21 protein-coding genes are annotated in these 21,597 nt (G+C 37.7%); 5 read left to right on the forward strand and 16 right to left on the reverse strand.

Translation table 11 applies throughout. From position 1 onward, the window contains the following. Positions 1-29: 29 nt before the first annotated feature. Complete coding sequence (gyrB, locus tag ABR854_RS12380) at positions 30-2,003, reverse strand: DNA topoisomerase (ATP-hydrolyzing) subunit B (protein WP_350265714.1); 1,974 nt, start codon at positions 2,001-2,003, stop codon at positions 30-32. 231 nt (positions 2,004-2,234) lie between these two features. Here gyrB and ABR854_RS12385 point away from each other — a divergent pair, with 231 nt between their 5' ends. After that, positions 2,235-2,735: a phosphoglycerate mutase family protein gene (locus ABR854_RS12385; RefSeq protein WP_350265715.1), complete on the forward strand. Its 501-nt coding sequence runs from the start codon at positions 2,235-2,237 to the stop codon at positions 2,733-2,735. 99 nt (positions 2,736-2,834) lie between these two features. Beyond that, positions 2,835-4,487, forward strand: a complete 1,653-nt coding sequence (locus ABR854_RS12390; protein ID WP_350265716.1) for a S41 family peptidase — start codon at positions 2,835-2,837, stop codon at positions 4,485-4,487. A 317-nt stretch (positions 4,488-4,804) separates the two neighbouring features. Here the strand turns inward: ABR854_RS12390 and ABR854_RS12395 are convergent, their stop codons facing one another. The 5 genes from ABR854_RS12395 to ABR854_RS12415 all read right to left on the reverse strand — a co-directional run bounded on the left by ABR854_RS12395 (position 4,805) and on the right by ABR854_RS12415 (position 8,654). Further along, positions 4,805-5,089 carry a rhodanese-like domain-containing protein gene (locus ABR854_RS12395; protein WP_350265717.1) on the reverse strand — a complete coding sequence of 95 codons (285 nt, stop codon included), beginning with the start codon at positions 5,087-5,089 and terminating at the stop codon, positions 4,805-4,807. Between the two features lie 86 nt (positions 5,090-5,175). Continuing rightward, complete coding sequence (locus ABR854_RS12400; RefSeq protein WP_350265718.1) at positions 5,176-6,795, reverse strand: ABC-F family ATP-binding cassette domain-containing protein; 1,620 nt, start codon at positions 6,793-6,795, stop codon at positions 5,176-5,178. Positions 6,796-6,988: 193 nt separating this feature from the next. After that, a complete protein-coding gene (gene radC / locus ABR854_RS12405) occupies positions 6,989-7,672 on the reverse strand; it encodes a RadC family protein (protein WP_350265719.1) in 684 nt (227 codons plus the stop codon). Positions 7,673-7,824: 152 nt separating this feature from the next. Then, entirely contained in the window at positions 7,825-8,082 is a 258-nt protein-coding gene (rpsT, locus tag ABR854_RS12410; RefSeq protein ID WP_188767724.1) for a 30S ribosomal protein S20, read from the reverse strand. 158 nt (positions 8,083-8,240) lie between these two features. After that, on the reverse strand, positions 8,241-8,654 hold the full coding sequence (locus ABR854_RS12415; RefSeq protein WP_305952975.1) for a Dabb family protein: 414 nt from the start codon (positions 8,652-8,654) through the stop codon (positions 8,241-8,243). A 363-nt stretch (positions 8,655-9,017) separates the two neighbouring features. Between ABR854_RS12415 and ABR854_RS12420 the strand changes: the two genes are divergently transcribed. Next, entirely contained in the window at positions 9,018-10,091 is a 1,074-nt protein-coding gene (locus tag ABR854_RS12420) for a zinc dependent phospholipase C family protein (RefSeq protein WP_502881207.1), read from the forward strand. A 105-nt stretch (positions 10,092-10,196) separates the two neighbouring features. Here ABR854_RS12420 and ABR854_RS12425 read toward each other — a convergent pair whose 3' ends face one another. The 3 genes from ABR854_RS12425 to ABR854_RS12435 form a co-directional block, all read right to left on the reverse strand. After that, positions 10,197-11,372 (reverse strand): acyltransferase family protein, encoded by a 1,176-nt coding sequence (locus ABR854_RS12425; RefSeq protein WP_350265720.1) that lies wholly within the window; start codon positions 11,370-11,372, stop codon positions 10,197-10,199. 102 nt (positions 11,373-11,474) lie between these two features. Then, positions 11,475-12,464, reverse strand: a complete 990-nt coding sequence (locus tag ABR854_RS12430; RefSeq protein WP_350265721.1) for a YhdH/YhfP family quinone oxidoreductase — start codon at positions 12,462-12,464, stop codon at positions 11,475-11,477. Between the two features lie 109 nt (positions 12,465-12,573). Further along, positions 12,574-12,765: a hypothetical protein gene (locus ABR854_RS12435; RefSeq protein WP_350265722.1), complete on the reverse strand. Its 192-nt coding sequence runs from the start codon at positions 12,763-12,765 to the stop codon at positions 12,574-12,576. Positions 12,766-12,860: 95 nt separating this feature from the next. On the opposite strand from ABR854_RS12435, the gene ABR854_RS12440 reads away from it, so the two are divergent. Beyond that, complete coding sequence (locus ABR854_RS12440; protein ID WP_350265723.1) at positions 12,861-13,277, forward strand: hypothetical protein; 417 nt, start codon at positions 12,861-12,863, stop codon at positions 13,275-13,277. 8 nt (positions 13,278-13,285) lie between these two features. On the opposite strand, the gene ABR854_RS12445 is transcribed toward ABR854_RS12440, so the two are convergent. The 6 genes from ABR854_RS12445 to ABR854_RS12470 all read right to left on the reverse strand — a co-directional run bounded on the left by ABR854_RS12445 (position 13,286) and on the right by ABR854_RS12470 (position 19,720). Next, positions 13,286-14,620, reverse strand: a complete 1,335-nt coding sequence (locus ABR854_RS12445; RefSeq protein WP_350265724.1) for a peroxiredoxin family protein — start codon at positions 14,618-14,620, stop codon at positions 13,286-13,288. Positions 14,621-14,647: 27 nt separating this feature from the next. Then, on the reverse strand, positions 14,648-15,193 hold the full coding sequence (locus tag ABR854_RS12450; RefSeq protein WP_350265725.1) for an energy transducer TonB: 546 nt from the start codon (positions 15,191-15,193) through the stop codon (positions 14,648-14,650). 147 nt (positions 15,194-15,340) lie between these two features. Beyond that, a complete protein-coding gene (gene groL, locus ABR854_RS12455) occupies positions 15,341-16,972 on the reverse strand; it encodes a chaperonin GroEL (RefSeq protein ID WP_350265726.1) in 1,632 nt (543 codons plus the stop codon). A 105-nt stretch (positions 16,973-17,077) separates the two neighbouring features. Continuing rightward, positions 17,078-17,353 carry a co-chaperone GroES gene (locus tag ABR854_RS12460; protein ID WP_188767741.1) on the reverse strand — a complete coding sequence of 92 codons (276 nt, stop codon included), beginning with the start codon at positions 17,351-17,353 and terminating at the stop codon, positions 17,078-17,080. A 281-nt stretch (positions 17,354-17,634) separates the two neighbouring features. Beyond that, positions 17,635-18,156 carry a hypothetical protein gene (locus ABR854_RS12465; RefSeq protein WP_350265727.1) on the reverse strand — a complete coding sequence of 174 codons (522 nt, stop codon included), beginning with the start codon at positions 18,154-18,156 and terminating at the stop codon, positions 17,635-17,637. A gap of 88 nt (positions 18,157-18,244) precedes the next feature. Then, the gene (locus ABR854_RS12470; RefSeq protein WP_350265728.1) at positions 18,245-19,720 is read right to left on the reverse strand and encodes a DUF1501 domain-containing protein; all 1,476 of its coding nucleotides are present in this window, start codon (positions 19,718-19,720) and stop codon (positions 18,245-18,247) included. A gap of 178 nt (positions 19,721-19,898) precedes the next feature. On the opposite strand from ABR854_RS12470, the gene ABR854_RS12475 reads away from it, so the two are divergent. Further along, positions 19,899-20,672: a CDP-alcohol phosphatidyltransferase family protein gene (locus ABR854_RS12475; RefSeq protein ID WP_350265729.1), complete on the forward strand. Its 774-nt coding sequence runs from the start codon at positions 19,899-19,901 to the stop codon at positions 20,670-20,672. Positions 20,673-20,727: 55 nt separating this feature from the next. Here ABR854_RS12475 and ABR854_RS12480 read toward each other — a convergent pair whose 3' ends face one another. Continuing rightward, on the reverse strand, positions 20,728-21,516 hold the full coding sequence (locus ABR854_RS12480) for a DUF3050 domain-containing protein (protein ID WP_350265730.1): 789 nt from the start codon (positions 21,514-21,516) through the stop codon (positions 20,728-20,730). Positions 21,517-21,597 lie beyond the last annotated feature (81 nt).

Raw genomic sequence — 21,597 nt, forward strand, 5'->3', positions numbered from 1 at the left:
ATAAACGCTAAATATTTATTATTGACAGATTAAATATCAACCTTAGCATATTTGGCATTACGTTCAATGAAATCACGACGAGGGCCAACTTCATCTCCCATTAGCATAGCAAATAAGTGGTCTGCTTCGGCAGCCGATTCAACGGTTACTTGCTTTAACGTACGTTTGTCTGGTCGCATGGTTGTTTCCCAAAGTTGCTCTGGGTTCATTTCTCCCAAACCTTTGTAACGTTGAATCCCTACATTTTCTTCTTTTCCTCCACCTGCTAAACGCTTCACCGCAATTTCTCGTTGTTCTTCTGTCCAGCAATATTCTTCGTCTTTTCCCTTCTTTACCAAATACAAAGGTGGCTGAGCAATATAAATATATCCTTTCTCAATCAACTCTTTCATATAACGGTAGAAGAACGTCAAAATCAACGTACGAATGTGGCTACCATCAATATCGGCATCGGTCATGATGATAATTTTATGATAGCGAAGTTTATCCGTATTCAATGCACGCTCATCACCATCTCGACCGATTTGCACACCCAATGCAGTAAAGATATTTTTAATTTCTTCGTTTTCGTAAATCTTAAATTCTTGTGCTTTCTCAACGTTGAGAATCTTACCACGTAAAGGCAAAATAGCTTGGTAGGCACGATTACGACCTTGTTTTGCCGAACCACCCGCCGAGTCTCCCTCAACCAAGTAAACTTCACAAATCGTTGGGTCAGATTCCGAACAGTCAGCCAATTTTCCTGGTAAACCGCTTCCTACTAAAACATTTTTACGTTGTACCATTTCACGTGCCTTTTTAGCGGCAATACGTGCTTTGGCTGCTAAAATCACTTTATCAACAATGATACGAGCTTCTTTCGGATGTTCTTCTAAGTAGTTTTCGAGCATTTGAGCTACGCACGAACTCACTGCCGTTGTTACTTCGCTGTTACCAAGTTTGGTTTTTGTTTGGCCTTCGAATTGCGGTTCAGCAACTTTTACCGAAATGACGGCTGTTAAACCTTCACGGAAGTCATCGCCACTGATTTCGATTTTTTCTTTAGCCAGAATACCCGATTTTTCAGCGTAATTTTTCAAAGTACGGGTCAATGCCATACGGAAACCCGAAACGTGCGTTCCACCTTCGTGTGTATTGATATTGTTTACAAACGAAGCTACGTTTTCGCTGTAACCAGTATTATAAAGCATCGCAACATCAACAGGTACACCATCTTTGATGCCTTCCATAAACATCGGTTCAGGAATCAAACGCTCACGACCTGCATCAATATACGAAACAAATTCAGCCAAACCACCTTCTGATTTAAAAGTATCAGTTAAGGCTTGTCCATCATCATCAATTTCACGTAAATCTGTTAAGATAATAGTGATTCCTTTATTCAAGAAAGATAACTCACGCAAACGATTCGCTACGGTTTCGTACTTATATTCGGTTACCGTAAAAATGCTGCCATCGGGCTTGAAGGTAACTTGTGTACCTGTATCATCGGCCGTACCAATTTCTCGAACTGGATAAAGTGGCTTTCCGATGCTATATTCTTGCTCAAAAATCTTTCCTTCTCTGTGTACTTCTACTCGTAGGTGGGTCGAAAGGGCATTTACGCAGGATACCCCCACACCGTGTAAACCACCTGAAACTTTATATGTATCTTTATCGAATTTACCACCAGCATGAAGTACGGTCATTACAACCTCCAAAGCTGATTTTTTCTCTTTTGAGTGCATTCCAGTAGGAATACCACGTCCATTATCTTTTACTGTTACCGAATTGTCTTCATTGATTGTTACATTGATTGTGTCGCAATGCCCTGCCAGAGCTTCATCAATAGAGTTGTCAACTACCTCCCAGATTAGATGGTGAAGACCCTTTGCACTGATGTCGCCAATGTACATGGCTGGACGTTTTCTTACTGCCTCTAACCCTTCAAGTACCTGAATATTCTCAGCACCATAATCTGCTCTCGACTTCTGAGGCTCCATGCCTTCTTGATTTTCTGCCATAATTTATTTTTTATAAAAATTTAACTATCAGAATTTATCTGAATAGAATATCTTAACTTTGATACTCACAGTTTTTAGTGTTATTTTAGATGTAAAGATACACATTTTTATCGGAATTTTAAAATTTATAATCGAAGCGGCACACCAATAAATTCGCATTTTCGGCATAGATTTGATTTAAAAATAAAATGTGCGATTATCATCTCAGAAAAAGTATAAATAATTAAAATTATGAAAAAGTTTATTTTTGGTTTGTTGTTTTTAACTTCTTGTCAGTCAACGTTTTATATGGTTCGTCATGGCGAAAAAGTTGATAATTCGGCCAATCCGCCATTGAGTGCTTTAGGTCAAGAAAGAGCCGAAGATTTGAAAACAGAATTAGCCAATAAAGGAATTTCGGAGATTTATTCGACCAATTTTTTACGAACCAAAAATACTGCCAAACCTTTGGCCGATTCTAAGGGTTTAATAACTAAGATTTATGCCGCCAGCCCAGCCGATTCGATGCGAGTTTTTATCGAAAAATTAAAGAAATTTAGAGGTAAAAATGTGCTAGTTGTGGGGCATAGCAATACCACCAAATACGTGGTTAATGGTTTATTTGAGCGAGATACACTCCGTGCAGATATTCCCGATAATGATTTTGATAATTTGTATATTGTGAAGCGACAGTTTTTTCCAGCCCGAAAAATGCGTTTCTTTGCAAAAACTTACGGAAAAACTTCACCTTAATGACACCTTTTGGTCAAGTTTTTGCGTTAACTGTAAAGCAAGTTTCTAACTTGCTCTTAGATATTCACAATTAAAAATTGTGTTACAAAACTTTTTAAAATGAAAAACCTACGCAGATTTACTTTAATTGCTTTGGCCGTTGTTACGATTCCGTTTGTAGCCTTTAAGTACGACGACCGCTATTTCGAAATAGCAAAAAACTTAGATATTTTTGCCACAATGTTTAAGGAACTCAACGCTTATTACGTTGACGAAATCAACCCAAACAAAGCCATGCGTTTGAGTATCGAGTCAATGCTCAAGCAGCTCGACCCTTATACCAACTTCTTTCCCGAAGATGATATCGAAGATTATATGACCATGACAACTGGGAAATATAACGGTATCGGAGCGACGGTTTCGCACCGTGATAATAAACACGTAGTCGTGATGATTTACGAAGGTTCGCCAGCCGATAAAGCGGGAATGAAAATTGGTGACGAAATCATAAAAGTAGATGGCGTAGATGTGGTGGCTCGCAAAGGTGTTGATATTGGTCGCTTGATGAAAGGTCAGACTGGTACAACTGTTAAAATGTCAGTAAAGCGTTTCGGACAAAATTCACCGATTGATTTAGTCGTAGGGCGTGATATTGTGAAAACACCAAACGTGCCACATTCTGGAATGATCAATGACGAAGTTGGTTATATTCAACTTAATGATTTTACGGCAACTGCCGCCAAAGAAGTAAAAGGAGCTTTTGCCGAATTGAAGGGGCAAGGCATGAAGAAAGTAATTTTGGATTTACGTGGAAACCCAGGTGGTTTGTTGAATATGTCGGTTGAAATCTGCAATGCTTTCTTGGCAAAAGATCAATTGATTGTAGAAACTCGTGGAAAAGTGGCAGAATGGAATCATAAATATATGGCATTGGAAGCTCCGCTCGATGCTGAAATTCCGATTGTAGTTTTGATCAATAGTATGAGTGCATCGGCCTCTGAAATTGTGAGCGGAACACTCCAAGATTATGACCGTGCAGTAATTATTGGTCAACGTTCGTTTGGAAAAGGATTGGTTCAGACTACCCGTGACCTAAGTTATAATACAAAAATGAAAATCACAACCGCCAAATATTACATTCCAAGCGGACGTTGTATTCAAGCGTTGGATTATAGCCACCGCAACCCAGATGGTAGCGTAGGACGTGTACCAGACTCATTAAAGACCGCATTTAAAACTAAAAACGGACGTACAGTGTATGATGGTGGTGGTGTTGACCCTGATATTAAAACTGATGTAGCTACTTTATCAGCCGTTACGGTTAACTTACTTCAGAAAAACTACATTTTTGATTACGCAACTAAGTATTACTTTGAACACGCTAATCAGAAACCAAAAGAAAAATTCTCGTTAACCGAGGCTGAATATCAAGATTTTATCACGTGGTTGAAGGGTAAAGATTTTACATACGTAACCACAATGGAGCGTAATTTGGATAATTTGGAGGCATCGGCTAAGAAAGAAAACTCTTTGGATTTAGTGCAAGAGCAGATTAAATCTTTGCGTGATAAAATCAATCAAGGTAAGCAACAAGATTTAGTAAAAAATAAAGAAGATATTAAAGAGCAACTGGAAGCTGAGATTTTGAGCCGTTATTATTACCAAAAAGCCATGAAATTTGTAGCATTTGAACGTGATAAAGAAGTACAAGAAGCTTTGAAGTTATTCAAAGATATGCCACGCTACAATTCAATCTTGAAAGGCGGTAAATAATTCATCGCCTTTTTATAACTTTTTTTAGAAAAAGGCTATAATCTTTTTCATTTTGTTGTATTTTTGCAGGGTTAATAATTTAAACTTCATACGATTATGTTCGGTTATCAATATCCTACTTGGTATGCAATTGCATTTTTTGTTATTTTGATGGTATTATCTTTTGCAGTAGGCAAATGGTTAGTAAAAAAAGATAGAGACTACGACGGATTTTAATAAAGTTCTGGGTTCTGAGTTCTGAGTTCTTTTTAGAGTTAAATTGTAACCGCTTGGGCGGCCTCGTTATAACTCAGCACTCAGAATTCAAAATTCAGCACTCAAAAAATTCCTTCTTCTAAGTGTAAAATAGTTTTTTCTGGTAATTTTTTAGTCAAAAGTCGGGCTACGATGCTGCTTCGTGTGCCATTTGAGCAAGCTACAATGATTGTAGAATAGTGTTGTAGCTCTTCTAATCGTTCCGTGATTTCGTGCGGAGGTATATTTATTCCACCGATATTAAAATCTGCAAATTCGGTAATTTCTCTTACATCAACTAAGATAGTATTTGGGTCAGACAAAACGCTCTCTAAATCGTTTTGCGATATTTCGGTGAAGTCTTGCATATCCTTTTGAATCTGTGTATAAAAAACGTGGCACATCTCAAAAATATGCCACGTTTGTATATTTAACTGCCAAAATTGAAGCTTAATTACTTATACAAAGCATCACGTTGAGCTTTAATTTTCTCGTCAGTCAAGTAAGTATCAAAGTCATTTAATTTATCCAAGAAACCTTTAGGGGCAAGTTCGATTACACGAGTAGCAACCGTTTGTGTCAGTTGGTGGTCATGGCAGGTAAACAGCATATTACTCGGAAAATCTTCCATCCCTTTGTTCAATGCCTGAATCGACTCCAAATCTAAGTGGTTGGTTGGTTCGTCAAAAATTAAAACGTTTGCACCCGAAAGCATCATTCTCGAAAACATACAACGTTGTTTTTCTCCTCCCGAAAGTACCGTACATTTCTTCAATGCCTCTTCACCCGAAAACAACATTCTACCCAAAAATCCACGAATAAATGTTTCATCTTTTTCTACCGAATATTGTCTCAGCCAATCAACTAAGTCAAGACTACCATCTGAGAAATACTTACTATTATCATTCGGCAGATAAGTATGCGTAATCGTGATACCCCACTTGAAACTACCACTTGAAGCTTGTTTTTCGCCCGAAAGAATATCAAACAATGCCGAAACTGCCAAACCATCTTTGCTCAAAAATGCGATTTTCTCGCCACGACTCACTTGAAAACTCAAATCTTTAAACAAATAAGTGCCGTCTTCGAGCTTATAGCTAAGGTTTTCAACCAACAAAATTTGGTCGCCTACTTCACGCTCTGGTTTAAATCCGATATACGGATATTTACGTGAAGATGGTTGGATTTGCTCAATATTCAACTTTTCAATCATTTTCTGACGAGCAGTAGCCTGCTTCGACTTAGCCACGTTGGCAGAAAAACGACGAATAAATTCTTCCAATTCTTTCTTTTTCTCCTCAGCCTTTTTGTTTTGGTCAGATTTCTGACGTGCTGCTAACTGGCTTGATTCGTACCAGAAAGAGTAGTTTCCACCATATAAAGAGATTTTCTTGAAATCAAGGTCAGCAATGTATGTACAAACATTGTCAAGGAAGTGACGGTCGTGAGATACTACGATTACCGTATTTTTGAAATTCATCAAGAAGTTTTCGAGCCACAAGATAGATTCAATATCTAAGTTGTTGGTAGGCTCATCCAATAATAAAATATCAGGATTACCAAATAATGCTTGTGCCAACAACACCTTCACTTTTTCCGAAGGGTTCATATCGGCCATTAAAGTATAGTGAGAATCTTCTTTGATTCCCAAGCCCGAAAGCAAGGTTGCCGCATCAGATTCAGCATCCCAGCCATTCATATCGGCAAATTCTGCTTCTAATTCAGCTGCACGATTACCATCTTCTTCAGAAAAATCTTCTTTAGCATAAATGGCATCTTTTTCGGCAATGATTTGTGATAAACGCTCGTTTCCACGCACAACGGTGTTCAAAACTGTGTCATCATCAAACGCATTTTGATTTTGTTTCAAAACCGACATCCTTTCACCTGGGTCCATGCTTACGCTACCCGAAGTTGGTTCAAGGTCACCCGAAAGGATTTTTACAAACGTTGATTTTCCTGCACCGTTTGCTCCGATAAGACCATAAACGTTACCAGGTGTAAATTTGAGATTTACCTCTTCGAAAAGAGTTCTTTTGCCGAAACTTAGCGAAATATTTGAAACTGTAAGCATTTTAATTAATGTAGAATGTAGAATGTAGAATGTAGAATTACTCCCACGTTCAATTAAAATTCAAGATTCTATTTTTTAGTTTTTATAAATATAATATATTTTTTATATCAAGAATGCATGTCCCTTTGATTGAATAGTTAGAGCATTATCAATTATTCATTTTACATCGCACGGGCGACCCCGTCTCCATTATTCAGAATATCCCCTCGTCAGCGAAACTAAAATAGCTATTATCGCTAAAAATGAGGTGGTCAAGTACTGGAATGTCGAGTGTTCGGCCTGCTTCTTTTACTTTTTTTGTTAAATCTTTGTCGGCTTGGCTTGGTGTTAAGTTTCCCGATGGATGATTATGCACTAAAATTATGGCCGAAGCCAAATGCTCAATGGCCGCTTTGAAAATCATCTTTGGGTCGGCAACTGTTCCTGAAACTCCACCGATACTTATTTGTTGCGGACGAATGACTTCATTGGCTCGATTCAACAATAATACCCAAAATTGTTCGTGTTGCAAATCCATCAAATAGGGGCGAACCGCTTCGCAAGCATCAGCTGATGAACTAACTTTTGGTTTTTTCAGTGTTTCGCTTTCTTTTCTTCTTCGTCCGAGTTCTAAGGCGGCGGCAATCGAAATGGCTTTTGCATCGCCAATGCCTTTAAACTTCATTAAGTCATTGATACTCAGCTTAGCCAATTCGTTAAGGTTATTATTAACGCTTTGTAGAATCAGCTTCGATAAATCAACGGCCGATAACTCTCTTGTACCTGAGCCTATCAAAATAGCAATCAATTCGGCATCCGAAAGGGCGGCTTTGCCCTTCAACAAAAGTTTTTCTCTTGGTCGGTCTTCTTCCGCCCACGAAAGTATGTTGCTAATCATTTTTTAGAAATGAGACAAGAGACAAAAGACATTAGAACATAATACGAGAACTTTTCTTTAATCTCTTGTCTCTTGTCTAAATTCTGATTTAAACAAAAAATGCTCACGGAGAAATTGTTTCCATGAGCAAAATATTGAATTCCCGAGGGAAATTAAGCTGCTAATCCAGCGATATGCTTAGCTAAACCTGATTTCAAGTTTGCTGCTTTGTTTTTGTGGATAACGTTCTTACGAGCTAATTTATCCAAAGCTGAAGCTGCTGATTTGAATAATTCAGTAGCTGCTGTTTTATCGCTTAAACCACGTAATTTTCTAACCAAAGTACGAGTGGTTTTGTGTTGGTAACGATTTCTCAAACGCTTAGTTTCGTTTGCTCTGATACGCTTTAATGCCGACTTATGATTTGCCATTGTATTTTAATATAATAATTGTCTTACTCTAAATTTGGAGTGCAAAATTAATGAAATAATATGAAAGAAAAAACTTAAACTAAAATATTTTTTACTTCTAAAAAGGAAGGCATCGCTCAAAGCGATGCCTTCCTTAAACGTTCATATTTGAAATCAGATTATTTAATTTCTGAATTGATAACCAATACTTTATCCCAGTTGGCTTCATTGGCTTTTTCAAACGCTTTGTACTGCGTGCTTTCACGGAATTTCTCTACTTCAGCTTCAGTTCTGAAAGTAAGATAGTGCATTACGTCGTACTCAGCCTTTGAATTTTCTTCTCCAAAAGTTTCTCCTGCCGAATAAGCAGCGATTTCTGGCATCTGACGTTTCAAATCTTGAAAGTCGGCCATGTGTTGTTTGATTGCCTCCGCTGAAGTGCCTTGTTTGAATTTAAAACAAACAATACGTTGCTTTTGTGCTTTTGGAGGCGTGTATGCCGAACCGTAAGCTACCATCAAAAAAGCAAACATTCCTAAAGCCATTGCTGGCATCAAATATCTTAATAACGATTTTTTTTGTGTCTGACTCATTTTCTTAAATCCGAATAATATTCTGTAATACGATACAAATATAACACATTTTATTTGAAAATGTTGCATTATTTCAAGAAAATATTTTATTGTTTTTGTTTTTGTGTTATATTTCCAAATAATATTTGGTTTTTGTGTTTTTTGACAAAATGGGTCTTCTTACTTAATTTTTCAAAATTTTAAGATTTAAGTTTTGTTTTTAGAGGGTTTTAAAAGAAAAATATATTTTTCTAAAAAAGAGCGTATAAAATTTACGAGTTGTCTGGAAAAAAATGGGAAATTATAATTTTTGAGGTTTAAATCGAAAGTTTTTTAGAATGTCTGTGATAAAATATTTTATTTTGGAAAAAAATATTGGCAAAAATGATGAAAATTGGCGGTAGAAAAGTTTTTTTTTCGAAATGGAGAAATTTGAAGCGAAGCAGTTTACTTTTTCTGGGTATAATTTTGATTTCTTCATGGAAAATAAAGACAGAAAATCAGTATCCACTGTGGGAGCGTCCACTCTGGCAGCCTCCACTGTGGGGCTTTTTTGGGCACCAGCGGATAAATCGTTTGGCGGTTTTTACGCTTCCACCCGAAATGTTTAAGTTTTACAAAAAACATATTGATTTTGTAACCGAAAATGCTGTCAATCCTGACCAACGTCGTTATGCTGTAAAAGAAGAAGCTCCTCGACATTTTATTGATTTGGATAATTATGCAGATTCACTAAGAAAAAAGCTACCAACTTATTCGTGGAAAGAGGTGACAGAGAAAATTTCTGAAGATACTTTAAACCGACATGGTATTGTGCCGTGGCACATTAATTTTATGAAGTTTCAGCTTACAGAAGCTTTCAGAAAACGTGATGTTCGTCGAATTTTGATGCTCTCGGCTGATATTGGTCATTATATTGCCGATGCCAATGTGCCGCTTCATACTACTCGAAACTATAACGGACAATTAACCAATCAAGTAGGTATTCATGGTTTTTGGGAAAGTCGATTACCCGAGTTATTCTCGGATAATTATGATTTTTTTGTCGGACAAGCTGAATATGTAAAAACTCCACAAAAACGTGCTTGGCAAGCTGTTTTGGGTGCAAATGCCGCTCTGGACTCGGTTTTGGTTTTTGAAAGAGAACTAACGAGCCAGTTTTCGGAAGATAAAAAGTTTGGTTTTGATGAAAGAAATGGCATAACTACAAAAAGTTATTCAAAGGATTTTTCAGAACGCTACCATGCCATGCTCAAAAATCAAGTCGAGCGGCAAATGCGTGCTTCGATTAAAATGGTCGGTGATTTTTGGCTCACTTGCTGGATTGATGCGGGGCAACCAGATTTAACGGCATTGCTTAATTATCAACCAACAAAAGAAGAAAAAGAAGCTGATGATGCCGAAAAAAAAACATGGTTACGTCGGGTTTTTGATGTGAGAAAAGAAGGGGATAATTAAGGTTTGGTTGTAGGCACAAAGGAACATAGAGGCAAAGGTACAGGGATGAATGACTATTATTTTCACTCTGTGCCTTTGTTTCTTTGCTAATTTGTGTCTTTGTTTTTAAATTTTTATAAATATTTTCTTTTTAAACATCCAGTTCAGAATCAGCCAATAAATGAGCAACATCAATCCACCATGAACAAGTGATTGATAAGGAAGCCCGAAAATGGTGGCATAATTTTCGCCTAAATGAATTTTGAGTGATTTTGAAATGTAAACTCCCAGAGCATCGGCAATGCAATAAGCTGCAATCGAATTCATGCCGATTACTTTCAGAAAATACGCCCAGTTAGTTTTTTCTTTGATGTCGATTATCCAATAGAAAAAAGCCAAGAATAGAAAGCAAAGCCCTCCGCTAAAGATAACCCAAGTTGGTGTCCAGATACGTTTTACGTTCGGACAAATACCGAGTCGATTTAAAATTAAACCAATTACTAAGCCAGAAACACCAAGAATGATAAACTTTTTGAGTTTTTCTTGAGGAATAATGTCAGATTTTAGAATATTTCCTGCTAAAAGTCCCAAAATCATTGTTCCGAGTGTTGGAATAAAACTTAGCGTTGAGTAGCCGCCACCATTACGGATAAAAGGTTTTTCTCTTGGGAAAAGGTTCAGAAACCATTGGTCGAATGCCCAAGCAAAATTGGTATTTTTATTCCAATGTGCCGCAAAACCCGTCAGGTTATGCTCCCAGTCTTTAGCAACTCCTACACTCGCATAATCAAAATTAGCATCGGTAAGTGGATAAAGTGCAAATGCCAGCCAATAACCGACAAGAATAATGACAAGGGCCGAAATCTGAACTTTCTGCGAACGAAAACCTAATAAAAATAGGAAAGGATAGCCCAATCCGATTTGGCTGAGGGTATCTTCAAAAGTAAAGTAGGTTTGAGTTTTGTACTGAGAACGTAGAAAAATGCCCAATAAAATTAGAATTAATGAACGTTTGAGTGCGTGGAAAAGTACTTTGTTGAAACTGCTTTCTTGAGTAAGGCGACTGGCGATAGAATAGGGGAGAACAACTCCGACCAGAAAGGAAAATGATGGCTGAATCATGTCGTGCAGTGAGCAGCCAACCCACTCAACGTGGTCTTGGTGGAAAGCGAGAAAAGACCAAAATGAACTTTCGGGAAGTGCTTCGGAAACTTCTCCGAAATGTAAAACCTCAGCCATCATCAAGAGCATGACAAAGCCACGATAGACATCGGCTGAGGAAAGGCGAGTTAGAACAGGCATAAGATTAGGGTTTATGCCTTAAAGATAATAATTTTATAAAGTACGACAAGTTTTCAACTTGTCATTTTCGGTAAACAGAAAGTAACAAGTTGGAAACTTGTTTTACAAACGTACAATTACACGCCCGATTTGTCCGCCCTTTAAAATTTTCTTGATTTCTTTGGAAAGCCCTTTTAATGTTATGGTTTTGGTAATTGATTGAATATCAGCTGGTTTCCAGTTTTTAGCAAGGTTCTTCCAGAGTTTTTTACGCCATTCAATGTCACATTCTGATGAATCAATGCCAAACATAGATACGCCACGCAAGATAAAAGGGAATACACTTGTCGGTAATTCGGGAGAATTTACTAAACCACAAATGGCTACAACTCCGTTGTATTGCATTGATTTTAAGATAGTTGCGAGCATATTTCCGCCAACAGTATCCACACAGCCCGCATAAATTCCTTTCAATAATGGGCGACCTGATTTGTCGTCAACTTCTTCTCTCGAAACAACTTCTTTCGCTCCGATTTTTAATAGGAATTCTTTGCCTTCGGGTTTGCCCGTAACGCCCACCACATGGAAACCGAGTTTCGCCAAAATCATGACGGCCATTGTGCCTACGCCGCCCGTTGCTCCCGTTACGATGACTTTCCCTTTTTCGGGAGTAAGGCCGTTTTGTAATAATTTATCAATGCACAATGCAGCAGTCAAACCAGCCGTTCCGAAAATCATGCTTTCTTTGGCTTTGAGTCCACGAGGAAGTTTTACTACCCATTTGGCAGGGACTCTGATGTATTGTCCGAATCCGCCCGAAGTATTCATTCCGAGGTCAAAGCCAGTTACGAGAACTTTATCTCCTTTCTGAAAATCAATAGATTGGCTTTCTTCAACTATTCCTGCGGCATCAATACCTGGTGTGTGTGGGTAATTGCGAGTCACGCCACGATTTCCTGCTGAGGAAAGGGCATCTTTATAATTTAATGAAGAATATTGTACTTTGATTAAGACTTCGCCCGCTGGTAAATCTTCGATTTTACGCTCAACGATGTTTTGGATGAAAGTTTTATCATCGTTCTCGGTGATGTAGAATGCTTGGAAAGTTGACATTGTTTGATTGTATTATTTTAGTTGTACTCGTTTCAGATTGAAATACATCAAAAATGTGTTTTTTGTTCGTAATGCTTCAAAATATTATGAAACTTTATTTTAAAAATATTTATGCCAGACTTTTAAAAGTTTGTTCGTATCTATTAAATATTTTACTGATACTCTCTTCGATTTTCTGATTTTCAGCAACTCTTAAATCATCCTTAAGTTCAATAATCAGTTCAGTTACAAAATTTGGGTCTTCAATAACCAAATCTTTTAATAGTTTTCTGATACTATCTTTATCCAAAATTGCTGTCATAATTGTAGTATTTTTTACAAACTTAACGATTAATCTATTTTTATGTTTAAAGTGATGAATAAAAACTGTTGATTTGCTGTAAAATTTTGATAGAAATGGCTGTACGAAAAATCAATCTTTTATTGCTAAGTATTTGGTGGGGAGCATTTACTTTTTATTCGGGTGTTGTGATAAACGTAGGTATGCAAGTACTTGGTAGCCACGCCGAAATGGGTTTTATTACGCAAGCTGTCACGAACTACTTGAACATCATCAGTTTACCTATTTTCGTTTTTACGGCTTATACTTTTCGTGCTGAAAAACGTTTTTTTGTAGCAGCTATATTTTTGGTGCTTTTGCAAGTTGTATTGTTCTTTGTGCATTTCGAGTTAGACAAACTGCTTGATTTTGAGCAAAGAGTAGTTTTAAACAAAGCTGTTTTTTACTCATTACATCGAATTTATCTATGGACTGCCACTGTTATTTGGTTGATTGTGAGTGGTATTTTGTTGTTGATGATTAAAAAGAAATAACAGAATTATCACTTTTTCATCATTCGCTCAAAATCGGGTAGTTCTAATCTTAGATTGGATAAGACTTTCTTTTGTTCGTCGAGGAGGAATACTTTTGGAACTAAAGAAGCATTGTAAGTATTATCGAAATCTACAATTTTGTGTGAGTCTATCACGTTGGTAAAGGCTTCGGTTTTATAGGTTTTGATGAATTTTAACCAGTTTTCTCGGTCAGGTACTTTACAACACATATATACTTTCATGCCTTGTTGCTCCAATTTTGGATAATAATCTACCAGTTTCTTTGTAAATTCTTGGCAATGAGTGCAACCGTAGTCATAAATTACAACCATTGTATATTTTGATTTTAACTCCCAAAGCGGACTCCAATTATCAAGCGTATCCGTCAAACACATATCGGGCATTAGTTTTCCAATCAATGTTGGTTCAATTCGATTGACATACTCAATATTTCGCTTGACTGTAGTAGCATCGTAGCTATTGGGTTCACCGATGATATACTTTTTAGCGATTTCGATATAAACTTTATCGCAGCCTAAGACATCGGGAGCGATAAATTTATTGCCAAACTTAATGACAATGTATTTTCTTATTTCTGAATTTGGCTTTGTGAGAGCAAGTAACTTATCGGCCAAAGCAATGATTTCGTCGGGTGAGTTACTAAAAGCGATGTTTTTTAGATAATCATCAAAAATATTATCGAGAAGCGTTGTGCGAATCAAACGGTCGTCTGAAAGGTCTATGTTGTCGAGGGCGTGGGTGTAATAATTTTTGATGTAAGTAAGAGAATCTTGTCGAGTAGCGTTGGGTTTGATGGCTTCGGCTTCAACTGGAATATTTGCCTTTAAGAAATTAGCCGTAAAAGTATTTGGGTTTGATGAAATGTAGCTTTTTGTCAGTGATTGGTATTGTTGGTAGATTGTCTTTTTATCGGTTTCGTTGCTTGCATTCTGAAAAGCTCGCTGTAAACGAATGTTTTCTTTGGTAAAATTGGCGTAAGCGGAGGCTTCACTATTACCTTCGATTGTCATTTTGCCAACGTAATCGCTGGTATCAGTTGTGATATTAAAGTTTTGCCCAACCACGGGAAAATCAAATAAACGTGCTTTTCGATTAACTAAAAAATACATTCCTTCGGGTAGATTTTTCTGTCCTGTAAAAACGATTTTGTTCGCCACTTCAACTCTTGCAGTATCTTTTACCAAATACAGTTTTTCGCTCTGATACCAGTGATAAAGGTAATAAACTGAATCTTTTGGTGCTTGTATAGCTATCTCTATGCGATATTGAGCATTTGATTGAAAGAAACCAAGTATGGCAAAGAAAAACAACAATTTTTTCATGAGATTTAATGCTGATGGCTGAATATATTACTTAGCAATTTGTTGGCTTGGTCGGATGGGTTCGAAGCCGTTTTTGAAATCAGGTATAGAATAACGCTTACTATCGCCATGGATTTTAATTTCAGTTAGAATCGTCATATTATTGGTTTCGATAAACTCTGGTAATATGTTAGTTGGTTGGAGAGGCTGTGGGCTTTCGCCATAATTAGTAAAAACAAAAGCGATTGGCAAAATATAAGTTCCTTCATAGCCTAAGCCCAAAAGCGGAAGTTTTTTTAATCCCTTTCTGATACTTGCTCCGAAACCTACATTATTTTCAAAACTTGGGGTCATTTTTGGGTAAAAAACTTGAATATCTTCAATTTTTCCGACACGATTTACTTTGAATTGAGCAAAAATTCTACCGTACATTCTTGATAAAATAGCCCTGCGAGGATAATCAATACTTTTCTTGGCGAGTTCAAAGAATACGAGATTTCTGTCTAAGTCTTTTTGTGCAAAAACATTGAAAGAGAATAACAGTCCAAAGCATAGAAGGATTCTTTTAAGTGAGGTTCCAAAAGTTGAGTACATATCGTCGATAGTTTAATGTGAAATTATTGAGCGTTAGTTTACAAATATGCGTAATATCTCAAAGAAATACAAATGGGTAGTTTCAGAACACAAAAAAGGTCTTAGAATTTCTCCTAAGACCCTTTTTGTGTATAAAGTTGGCTGATATTACATCATGCCGCCCATGCCGCCACCGTGTGAGTGGCCCATATCTGGAGCTTTTTCTTCTGGAATATCAGATACAACTGCTTCAGTTGTAAGCAATAAACCAGCGATTGATGCAGCGTTTTCAAGAGCCAAACGAGTTACTTTCGTAGGGTCAATGATACCAGCCGCTAACATATTTTCAAATTTATCTTCACGAGCGTTGTAACCGTAATCAGCAGTTCCGCCTTTCACTTCTTGTACGATTACTGAACCTTCGCCACCTGCATTCGCAACGATTGTGCGTAATGGAGCTTCGATTGCCGAACGGATGATTGCAATACCAGTAGTTTCGTCGCCGTTTGCACCTTCAAGACCTGCTAAAGCAGCTTGAGCACGAATCAAAGCTACACCACCACCAGCTACGATACCTTCTTCAACTGCAGCACGAGTTGCGTGAAGGGCATCATCAACACGGTCTTTTTTCTCTTTCATTTCAACCTCAGTTGCAGCACCGATGTAGATAATAGCTACACCACCTGACAACTTAGCCAAACGCTCTTGTAATTTCTCACGGTCGTAGTCAGAAGTAGTTGACTCGATTTGAGCTTTGATTTGGTTTACACGACCAGCGATTTGCTCTTGGTCACCTGAACCATTAACGATTGTAGTGTTATCTTTATCGATAATGATTTTATCGCAGTGTCCTAAGTAAGAAATATCAGCGTTTTCAAGTTTGAAACCTCTTTCTTCTGCAATTACAGTACCACCAGTCAAGATTGCGATGTCTTCCAACATTGCTTTACGACGGTCGCCGAAACCTGGAGCTTTAACAGCTGCAACTTTCAATGCACCACGGATTTTGTTTACTACCAATGTAGCAAGAGCTTCGCCATCAACATCTTCAGCGATGATTAACAACGGACGGCCAGTTTGTGCTACACCTTCTAACACTGGAAGAAGTTCTTTCATTGAAGAAACTTTTTTCTCAGAAATTAAGATGAATGGTTTTTCCATTTCAACTTCCATTTTCTCAGCGTTAGTTACGAAGTATGGAGATAAATAACCTCTGTCAAACTGCATACCTTCTACAGTTTTCACTTCAGTTTCAGTTCCACGAGCTTCTTCAACTGTGATAACACCTTCTTTACCAACTTTCTCCATTGCATGAGCAATCATTTGACCGATTTCGTGGTCGTTGTTGGCAGAGATTGTAGCTACTTGTTCGATTTCTTTTGAAGTCGAGATAGCTTTAGATTGGTCTTTCAATGCACCTACAACCGCAGTTACCGCTTTTTCGATACCACGTTTCAAATCCATTGGGTTTGCACCAGCCGCTACGTTTTTCGCACCGATAGTGTAGATAGCTTGTGCTAATACAGTAGCAGTAGTAGTACCGTCACCCGCTTGGTCAGCAGTTTTAGAAGCTACTTCTTTCACGAGTTGAGCACCCATGTTTTCGATAGAATCTTTCAATTCGATTTCTTTCGCTACTGTTACACCATCTTTAGTGATAGCTGGTGAACCGAATTTTTTATCAATGATAACGTTACGGCCTTTTGGTCCGAGTGTTACTTTTACTGCATTTGCAAGAGTGTCAACGCCACGTTTCAATTTCTCTCTTGCGTCTGTATCAAATATAATTTGCTTTGCCATTTTTTGAATTAAAAATTAATAATTAAAAATTAAGAATTGTCAAAAATTATAGAGTGTATCGTGCAAAATGATATTCTTCATTCTACATTCCACATTCTTCATTTTTTAAACGATTGCGTAAATATCAGACTCACGCATGATGAGGTACTCTTTACCGTCAACAGTGATTTCCGTACCAGCATATTTACCATAAAGTACGCTATCACCTACTTTAACTAAAGTTGGCTCATCTTTTTTGCCTGGCCCTACTGCTACTACAATACCTTTTTGTGGTTTTTCTTTTGCTGTATCAGGGATGATGATACCAAATGCTGTTTTTTCCTCTGCCGGAGCAGCTTCTACCAATACTCTGTCTGCTAATGGCTTGATGTTTACTGACATTTTATTCTGAGTTTTTGAGTTTATAAAATTTAGATTTAAGATTTAAATAGATTCGAGACAAGGAATTTTGAAGTTTTACCTCCATACGTCTTGAATCTATAAAATTTAATTCTTGACGTGATGTCAGTTCCACAAAAGTTCTGCCAACGGACGGCAAAGGTACGGTTTTCTGCCAAAATTTCAGTTTTGACTGCCAAAAATGTTTCAAGTACTGACAGGAAATGTTTTGAGGTATATTTTTTTGACAAGAAAATTCAAGATTTGTCAGTGTCTTAATTCTCTCAAAAACTATATCGAAGAGCTAAACCCAAGGAATTTTCATCGGTTTTGAGTTGTAAACTACTTACATTATTCTGACCAATTGCTTGGTTATATCTGATTGCTGCTTTTTTGACATGTGATTTCCCAATTAATGAGGTGGTGATACTTCCGACCAGCGATGCTCCAATAATGCTCAAGTAAGTAGAGGAGTAAAAACCACTTTGCCGAGTACGGGTTTTATTGAATGTTGCCAAAAAATAAATGGTAGGGATAATACTTATGGCTTGCCCAATGCCAGTAAAAGTTTTGTAGCGTCGGTAGTGAAAATTTACTTCGGGATCATTTAATTCAAAAAAGGGAACTTCGAGTGAGTTATAGCTGCTCAGTCGGCGTTCACCATAGTAGTATGAGCCGTTTACTTTTTGTAAAGGTTTCAGATAATATAGTTTTCGTGTAATATTTGGATTGTAATACGCCGAATCTTTCTGAGCAAAAATGCTGAAAGAAATACTGAAAAATAGGAGTGTGAGGAGTGTTTTCATAAGTTTTTTGTAATACAATCGCTTCGGCGGACCGATTTCCGAATTGTGAACTGAGTGATAACACAATTCGGAGAATTGTGCTACAAAGTTAAGCTAAAATTGGTTTAATTACTTTTCCTGCCACATCAGTTAACCTAAATGGTCTTCCTTGGAAGGCATATGTTAGTTTTTCGTGGTCGAAACCCATCAGATGCAAGATAGTTGCTTGCAAATCATGCACGTGTGTGCGGTCTTTTACTCCGTAATATCCTAAATCGTCGGTCTCGCCAAAAGTCATTCCTTTTTTGAGTCCGCCACCTGCCATAAAGACAGTAAAGGCATCAAGATGATGGTCACGACCTTTGAATGGCAAAGTTTGCCCATCACGATTTTCTTGCATAGGTGTGCGACCAAATTCTCCGCCCCAAACGATTAGGGTTTCGTCGAGTAATCCCCTCATTTTTAGGTCTTTTATAAGAGCAGTTACTGAGCGGTCAGTTACCTGACATAAATCTTTGAAACCACCATCGAGCGAAAGGCGTTGGTCTGTGCCGTGCGAATCCCATCCCCAGTGAAAAAGCTGCACGAAACGCACGCCGTTTTCGATTAAACGTCTGGCCAGTAGGCAGTTATTGGCAAATGAGCCTTCGCCTGGCACAGCCCCATACATATTCCTTACCCATTCGGGTTCTTTACTGGTGTCCATAACTTCGGGAACAGACATTTGCATTCGGAATGCCATTTCGTATTGAGAAATCCGAGTCAGAATTTCGGGGTCTTGTACGGCTTCGTATTGTTGTTTGTTTATTTCGTTGATTGCCTCAATAGTTTGCTTCCGAATATCTCGGCTCATGCCGTGCGGGTCAGAAACATACAGAACTGGGTCGCCACCCGTGCGGCATTGCACACCTTGATAGATAGACGGTAAAAATCCACTTCCCCAAACGCTTTTGCCAGCATCGGGGCTGCGTCCGCCCGAAGCCAAGACTATAAAACCTGGTAGATTTTGATTTTCAGAACCCAACCCATAAACCGACCATGCACCAATACTCGGTCGCCCCAAGCGTGGGCTGCCTGTGTGCATCAGTAATTGTGCAGGTGCGTGATTAAACTGGTCAGTGTACATGGCTTTCAAGAAAGTCAAGTCATCGGCTACTTCGGGCAGATAGGGCAGAAAGTCAGAAATCATTGCTCCTGAATTTCCATGTTGCTTGAATTGCCCGATTGAACCGAGCATTTTGGGTACACCTCTGATGAAAGCAAATTTTTTGCCCTCCAGAAATTCTTGCGGACAATCTTGCCCATCGAATTTTTGTAAAGCGGGCTTATAATCAAAGAGTTCTAACTGTGATGGAGCTCCCGCCATGTGAATATAAATCACTTGTTTTACTTTCGGAGTAAAATGCGGTTGCTTCGGAAACATGGGGTCGATGAGTGCTTGTGCTGGATTTTCTTTTCCCGAACAACCACCTAACAACGAACCAAAAGCCATTGCTCCGAGTCCTGTTGTACAGGTTTGCAGAAAATGGCGTCGGGTTTGGTATTGTGCCTCAGCGTGTAGAAATTCCTTGATTAACTTTTGCATGGTAAAGGTCGAATTTGCCTACCAAATTACGAAAATATTTGTATAGACAAGTTAAGTTTTTCAATATTTCGCTCTTACTTTCTACTATCCTATAGGTTTGAAACTGAACTTTAAACAAAAAAAACTACTTTTGTAAGAAGACTATATTGTCGGAAAGTTATAATTATGTTAAATTTTAATGTCCAAACTTGCTGCTCAAGATAAATTTCTTGACTTTTCTGATTATGGAAGACCATTCGCTAAAATCATTGCTAATCAGTTAAAAAACACTCGTTTTACTCCCGTTCATCTTACGCTCCTTTTTGCAGTTTCTGGTTTAGTTGCTGTTTATTGTATGCTCAATGCTCATTTTTTGTGGGCTGGAGTCTTTCTTATTCTCAAATCAATTCTTGATGCCGCCGATGGTGAATTATCAAGAGTGAAAAATACTCCTTCATACACAGGGCGATATTTAGATAGTGTCTTTGATATTATTTTGAATTTTATCTTTTTGATGAGTATATGCTATATCTCGGATACTACTTTTATGCTGGCACTGATTGCTTTCTTGTGTATTCAATTGCAGGGAACTGTATATAATTTTTATTATGTAATTCTGAGAAACAATTCGGTAGGGGGCGATGCCACAAGTAAGATTTTCGAGACTGAAAGTCCCAAAGCATTTCCGAATGAAAGTCAAAAAGCAGTCAATGTTTTATTTGCCATTTATCTATCACTTTATGGGGTTTTTGATAGAATTGTTTATCGTTTAGATGCCGAAGCTTATAAAATAAAAACTTTTCCGAGTTGGTTTATGACTTTGCTCTCTGTCTATGGGCTTGGATTTCAGTTATTGATAATTGCAGTGATGTTGGCCTTCAATTTAGTAAATTTCATTATACCGTTTTTTATTGTTTATACGATATTTGTAGTGTTTTTGATAGGAATTAGACGCTTATATCTGACTCATTAATTTCAAAGATATAAAACAGGAACGTCTAATTTAGACGTTCCTACGAAATTTAGTGTTACAAAGCTAAAACTTTCTTAGATGCAATACTTTCATAAACACCATCCCAAAGTTCGATGCGTTTTTGGAGCGAGTGTATTGTTGCAGCTTCGACTTCTTTCCAAAACTCTGTGTTTTCACCGCACAAATTAGCCGTCATTTGTAAGGCCAGATGACTGTGGTGGTCACCATCTACCTCAATGTGGCGTTCGAGATAATATTTAAAGGTCGAGATTTTCTCTGGAACACTCAAATGAATATCATTAATGATAGACATAAACATTCCTGGAATCAAATCTTCACGGCCAAATGTAAAAATGGCAGCTTGAAGATAAGATTTGTTACTACGGATAATATCAAATGTAAAATTAACAAAGTTACGAGCAGCTTCTGGCGTACCAGCTGCCACGAATGATGATGATAAATCGCTTGATTCTTTCAAAACAGCAATGAATTTTTCGATTTGAGTAGTATCTACTTCGGCTTGGTGCATGGCATCGAGGTAAAGCTCGAAGTGACTTTTACGAATACCATTCATATCTACATCTGACTCTTCTCCTGTCACGATTTCGTTGATCAAATAACGAGTTTCGGCCGAACCCACTGGAAACCATGGCACTGTCGTACAAGTGAGGTTGCTTTGGAGAGATTTGAGCAATGACATAAAATCCCAGACAGCATACACATGATACTGCATGAAAACTTTTAGGTCGTCGAGGTCATTGATTACGGAATAAACTTTGTGATTAATAATTTGTTGTCGTAAAGGTTCGATTTTTTCTTGAATTGATTTTATGTGATGGTTCATGATATAATTTGGACTGTGTAAATGATTAACATTTTGACTCGTGAAAATGTTGTCTTGCACTCAGATTTTAATGAAAATCTT

The organism is Emticicia sp. W12TSBA100-4, from assembly GCF_040253585.1.
Classification (GTDB): domain Bacteria; phylum Bacteroidota; class Bacteroidia; order Cytophagales; family Spirosomataceae; genus Emticicia.

Coding starts and splice junctions, on each gene's coding strand:
- gyrB (WP_350265714.1), bottom strand. CDS start 2,003: ATGGCAGAAAATCAAGAAGGCATGGAGCCTCAGAAGTCGAGAGCAGAT.
- ABR854_RS12385 (WP_350265715.1), top strand. CDS start 2,235: ATGAAAAAGTTTATTTTTGGTTTGTTGTTTTTAACTTCTTGTCAGTCA.
- ABR854_RS12390 (WP_350265716.1), top strand. CDS start 2,835: ATGAAAAACCTACGCAGATTTACTTTAATTGCTTTGGCCGTTGTTACG.
- ABR854_RS12395 (WP_350265717.1), bottom strand. CDS start 5,089: ATGCAAGACTTCACCGAAATATCGCAAAACGATTTAGAGAGCGTTTTG.
- ABR854_RS12400 (WP_350265718.1), bottom strand. CDS start 6,795: ATGCTTACAGTTTCAAATATTTCGCTAAGTTTCGGCAAAAGAACTCTT.
- radC (WP_350265719.1), bottom strand. CDS start 7,672: ATGATTAGCAACATACTTTCGTGGGCGGAAGAAGACCGACCAAGAGAA.
- rpsT (WP_188767724.1), bottom strand. CDS start 8,082: ATGGCAAATCATAAGTCGGCATTAAAGCGTATCAGAGCAAACGAAACT.
- ABR854_RS12415 (WP_305952975.1), bottom strand. CDS start 8,654: ATGAGTCAGACACAAAAAAAATCGTTATTAAGATATTTGATGCCAGCA.
- ABR854_RS12420 (WP_502881207.1), top strand. CDS start 9,018: ATGATGAAAATTGGCGGTAGAAAAGTTTTTTTTTCGAAATGGAGAAAT.
- ABR854_RS12425 (WP_350265720.1), bottom strand. CDS start 11,372: ATGCCTGTTCTAACTCGCCTTTCCTCAGCCGATGTCTATCGTGGCTTT.
- ABR854_RS12430 (WP_350265721.1), bottom strand. CDS start 12,464: ATGTCAACTTTCCAAGCATTCTACATCACCGAGAACGATGATAAAACT.
- ABR854_RS12435 (WP_350265722.1), bottom strand. CDS start 12,765: ATGACAGCAATTTTGGATAAAGATAGTATCAGAAAACTATTAAAAGAT.
- ABR854_RS12440 (WP_350265723.1), top strand. CDS start 12,861: ATGGCTGTACGAAAAATCAATCTTTTATTGCTAAGTATTTGGTGGGGA.
- ABR854_RS12445 (WP_350265724.1), bottom strand. CDS start 14,620: ATGAAAAAATTGTTGTTTTTCTTTGCCATACTTGGTTTCTTTCAATCA.
- ABR854_RS12450 (WP_350265725.1), bottom strand. CDS start 15,193: ATGTACTCAACTTTTGGAACCTCACTTAAAAGAATCCTTCTATGCTTT.
- groL (WP_350265726.1), bottom strand. CDS start 16,972: ATGGCAAAGCAAATTATATTTGATACAGACGCAAGAGAGAAATTGAAA.
- ABR854_RS12460 (WP_188767741.1), bottom strand. CDS start 17,353: ATGTCAGTAAACATCAAGCCATTAGCAGACAGAGTATTGGTAGAAGCT.
- ABR854_RS12465 (WP_350265727.1), bottom strand. CDS start 18,156: ATGAAAACACTCCTCACACTCCTATTTTTCAGTATTTCTTTCAGCATT.
- ABR854_RS12470 (WP_350265728.1), bottom strand. CDS start 19,720: ATGCAAAAGTTAATCAAGGAATTTCTACACGCTGAGGCACAATACCAA.
- ABR854_RS12475 (WP_350265729.1), top strand. CDS start 19,899: ATGTCCAAACTTGCTGCTCAAGATAAATTTCTTGACTTTTCTGATTAT.
- ABR854_RS12480 (WP_350265730.1), bottom strand. CDS start 21,516: ATGAACCATCACATAAAATCAATTCAAGAAAAAATCGAACCTTTACGA.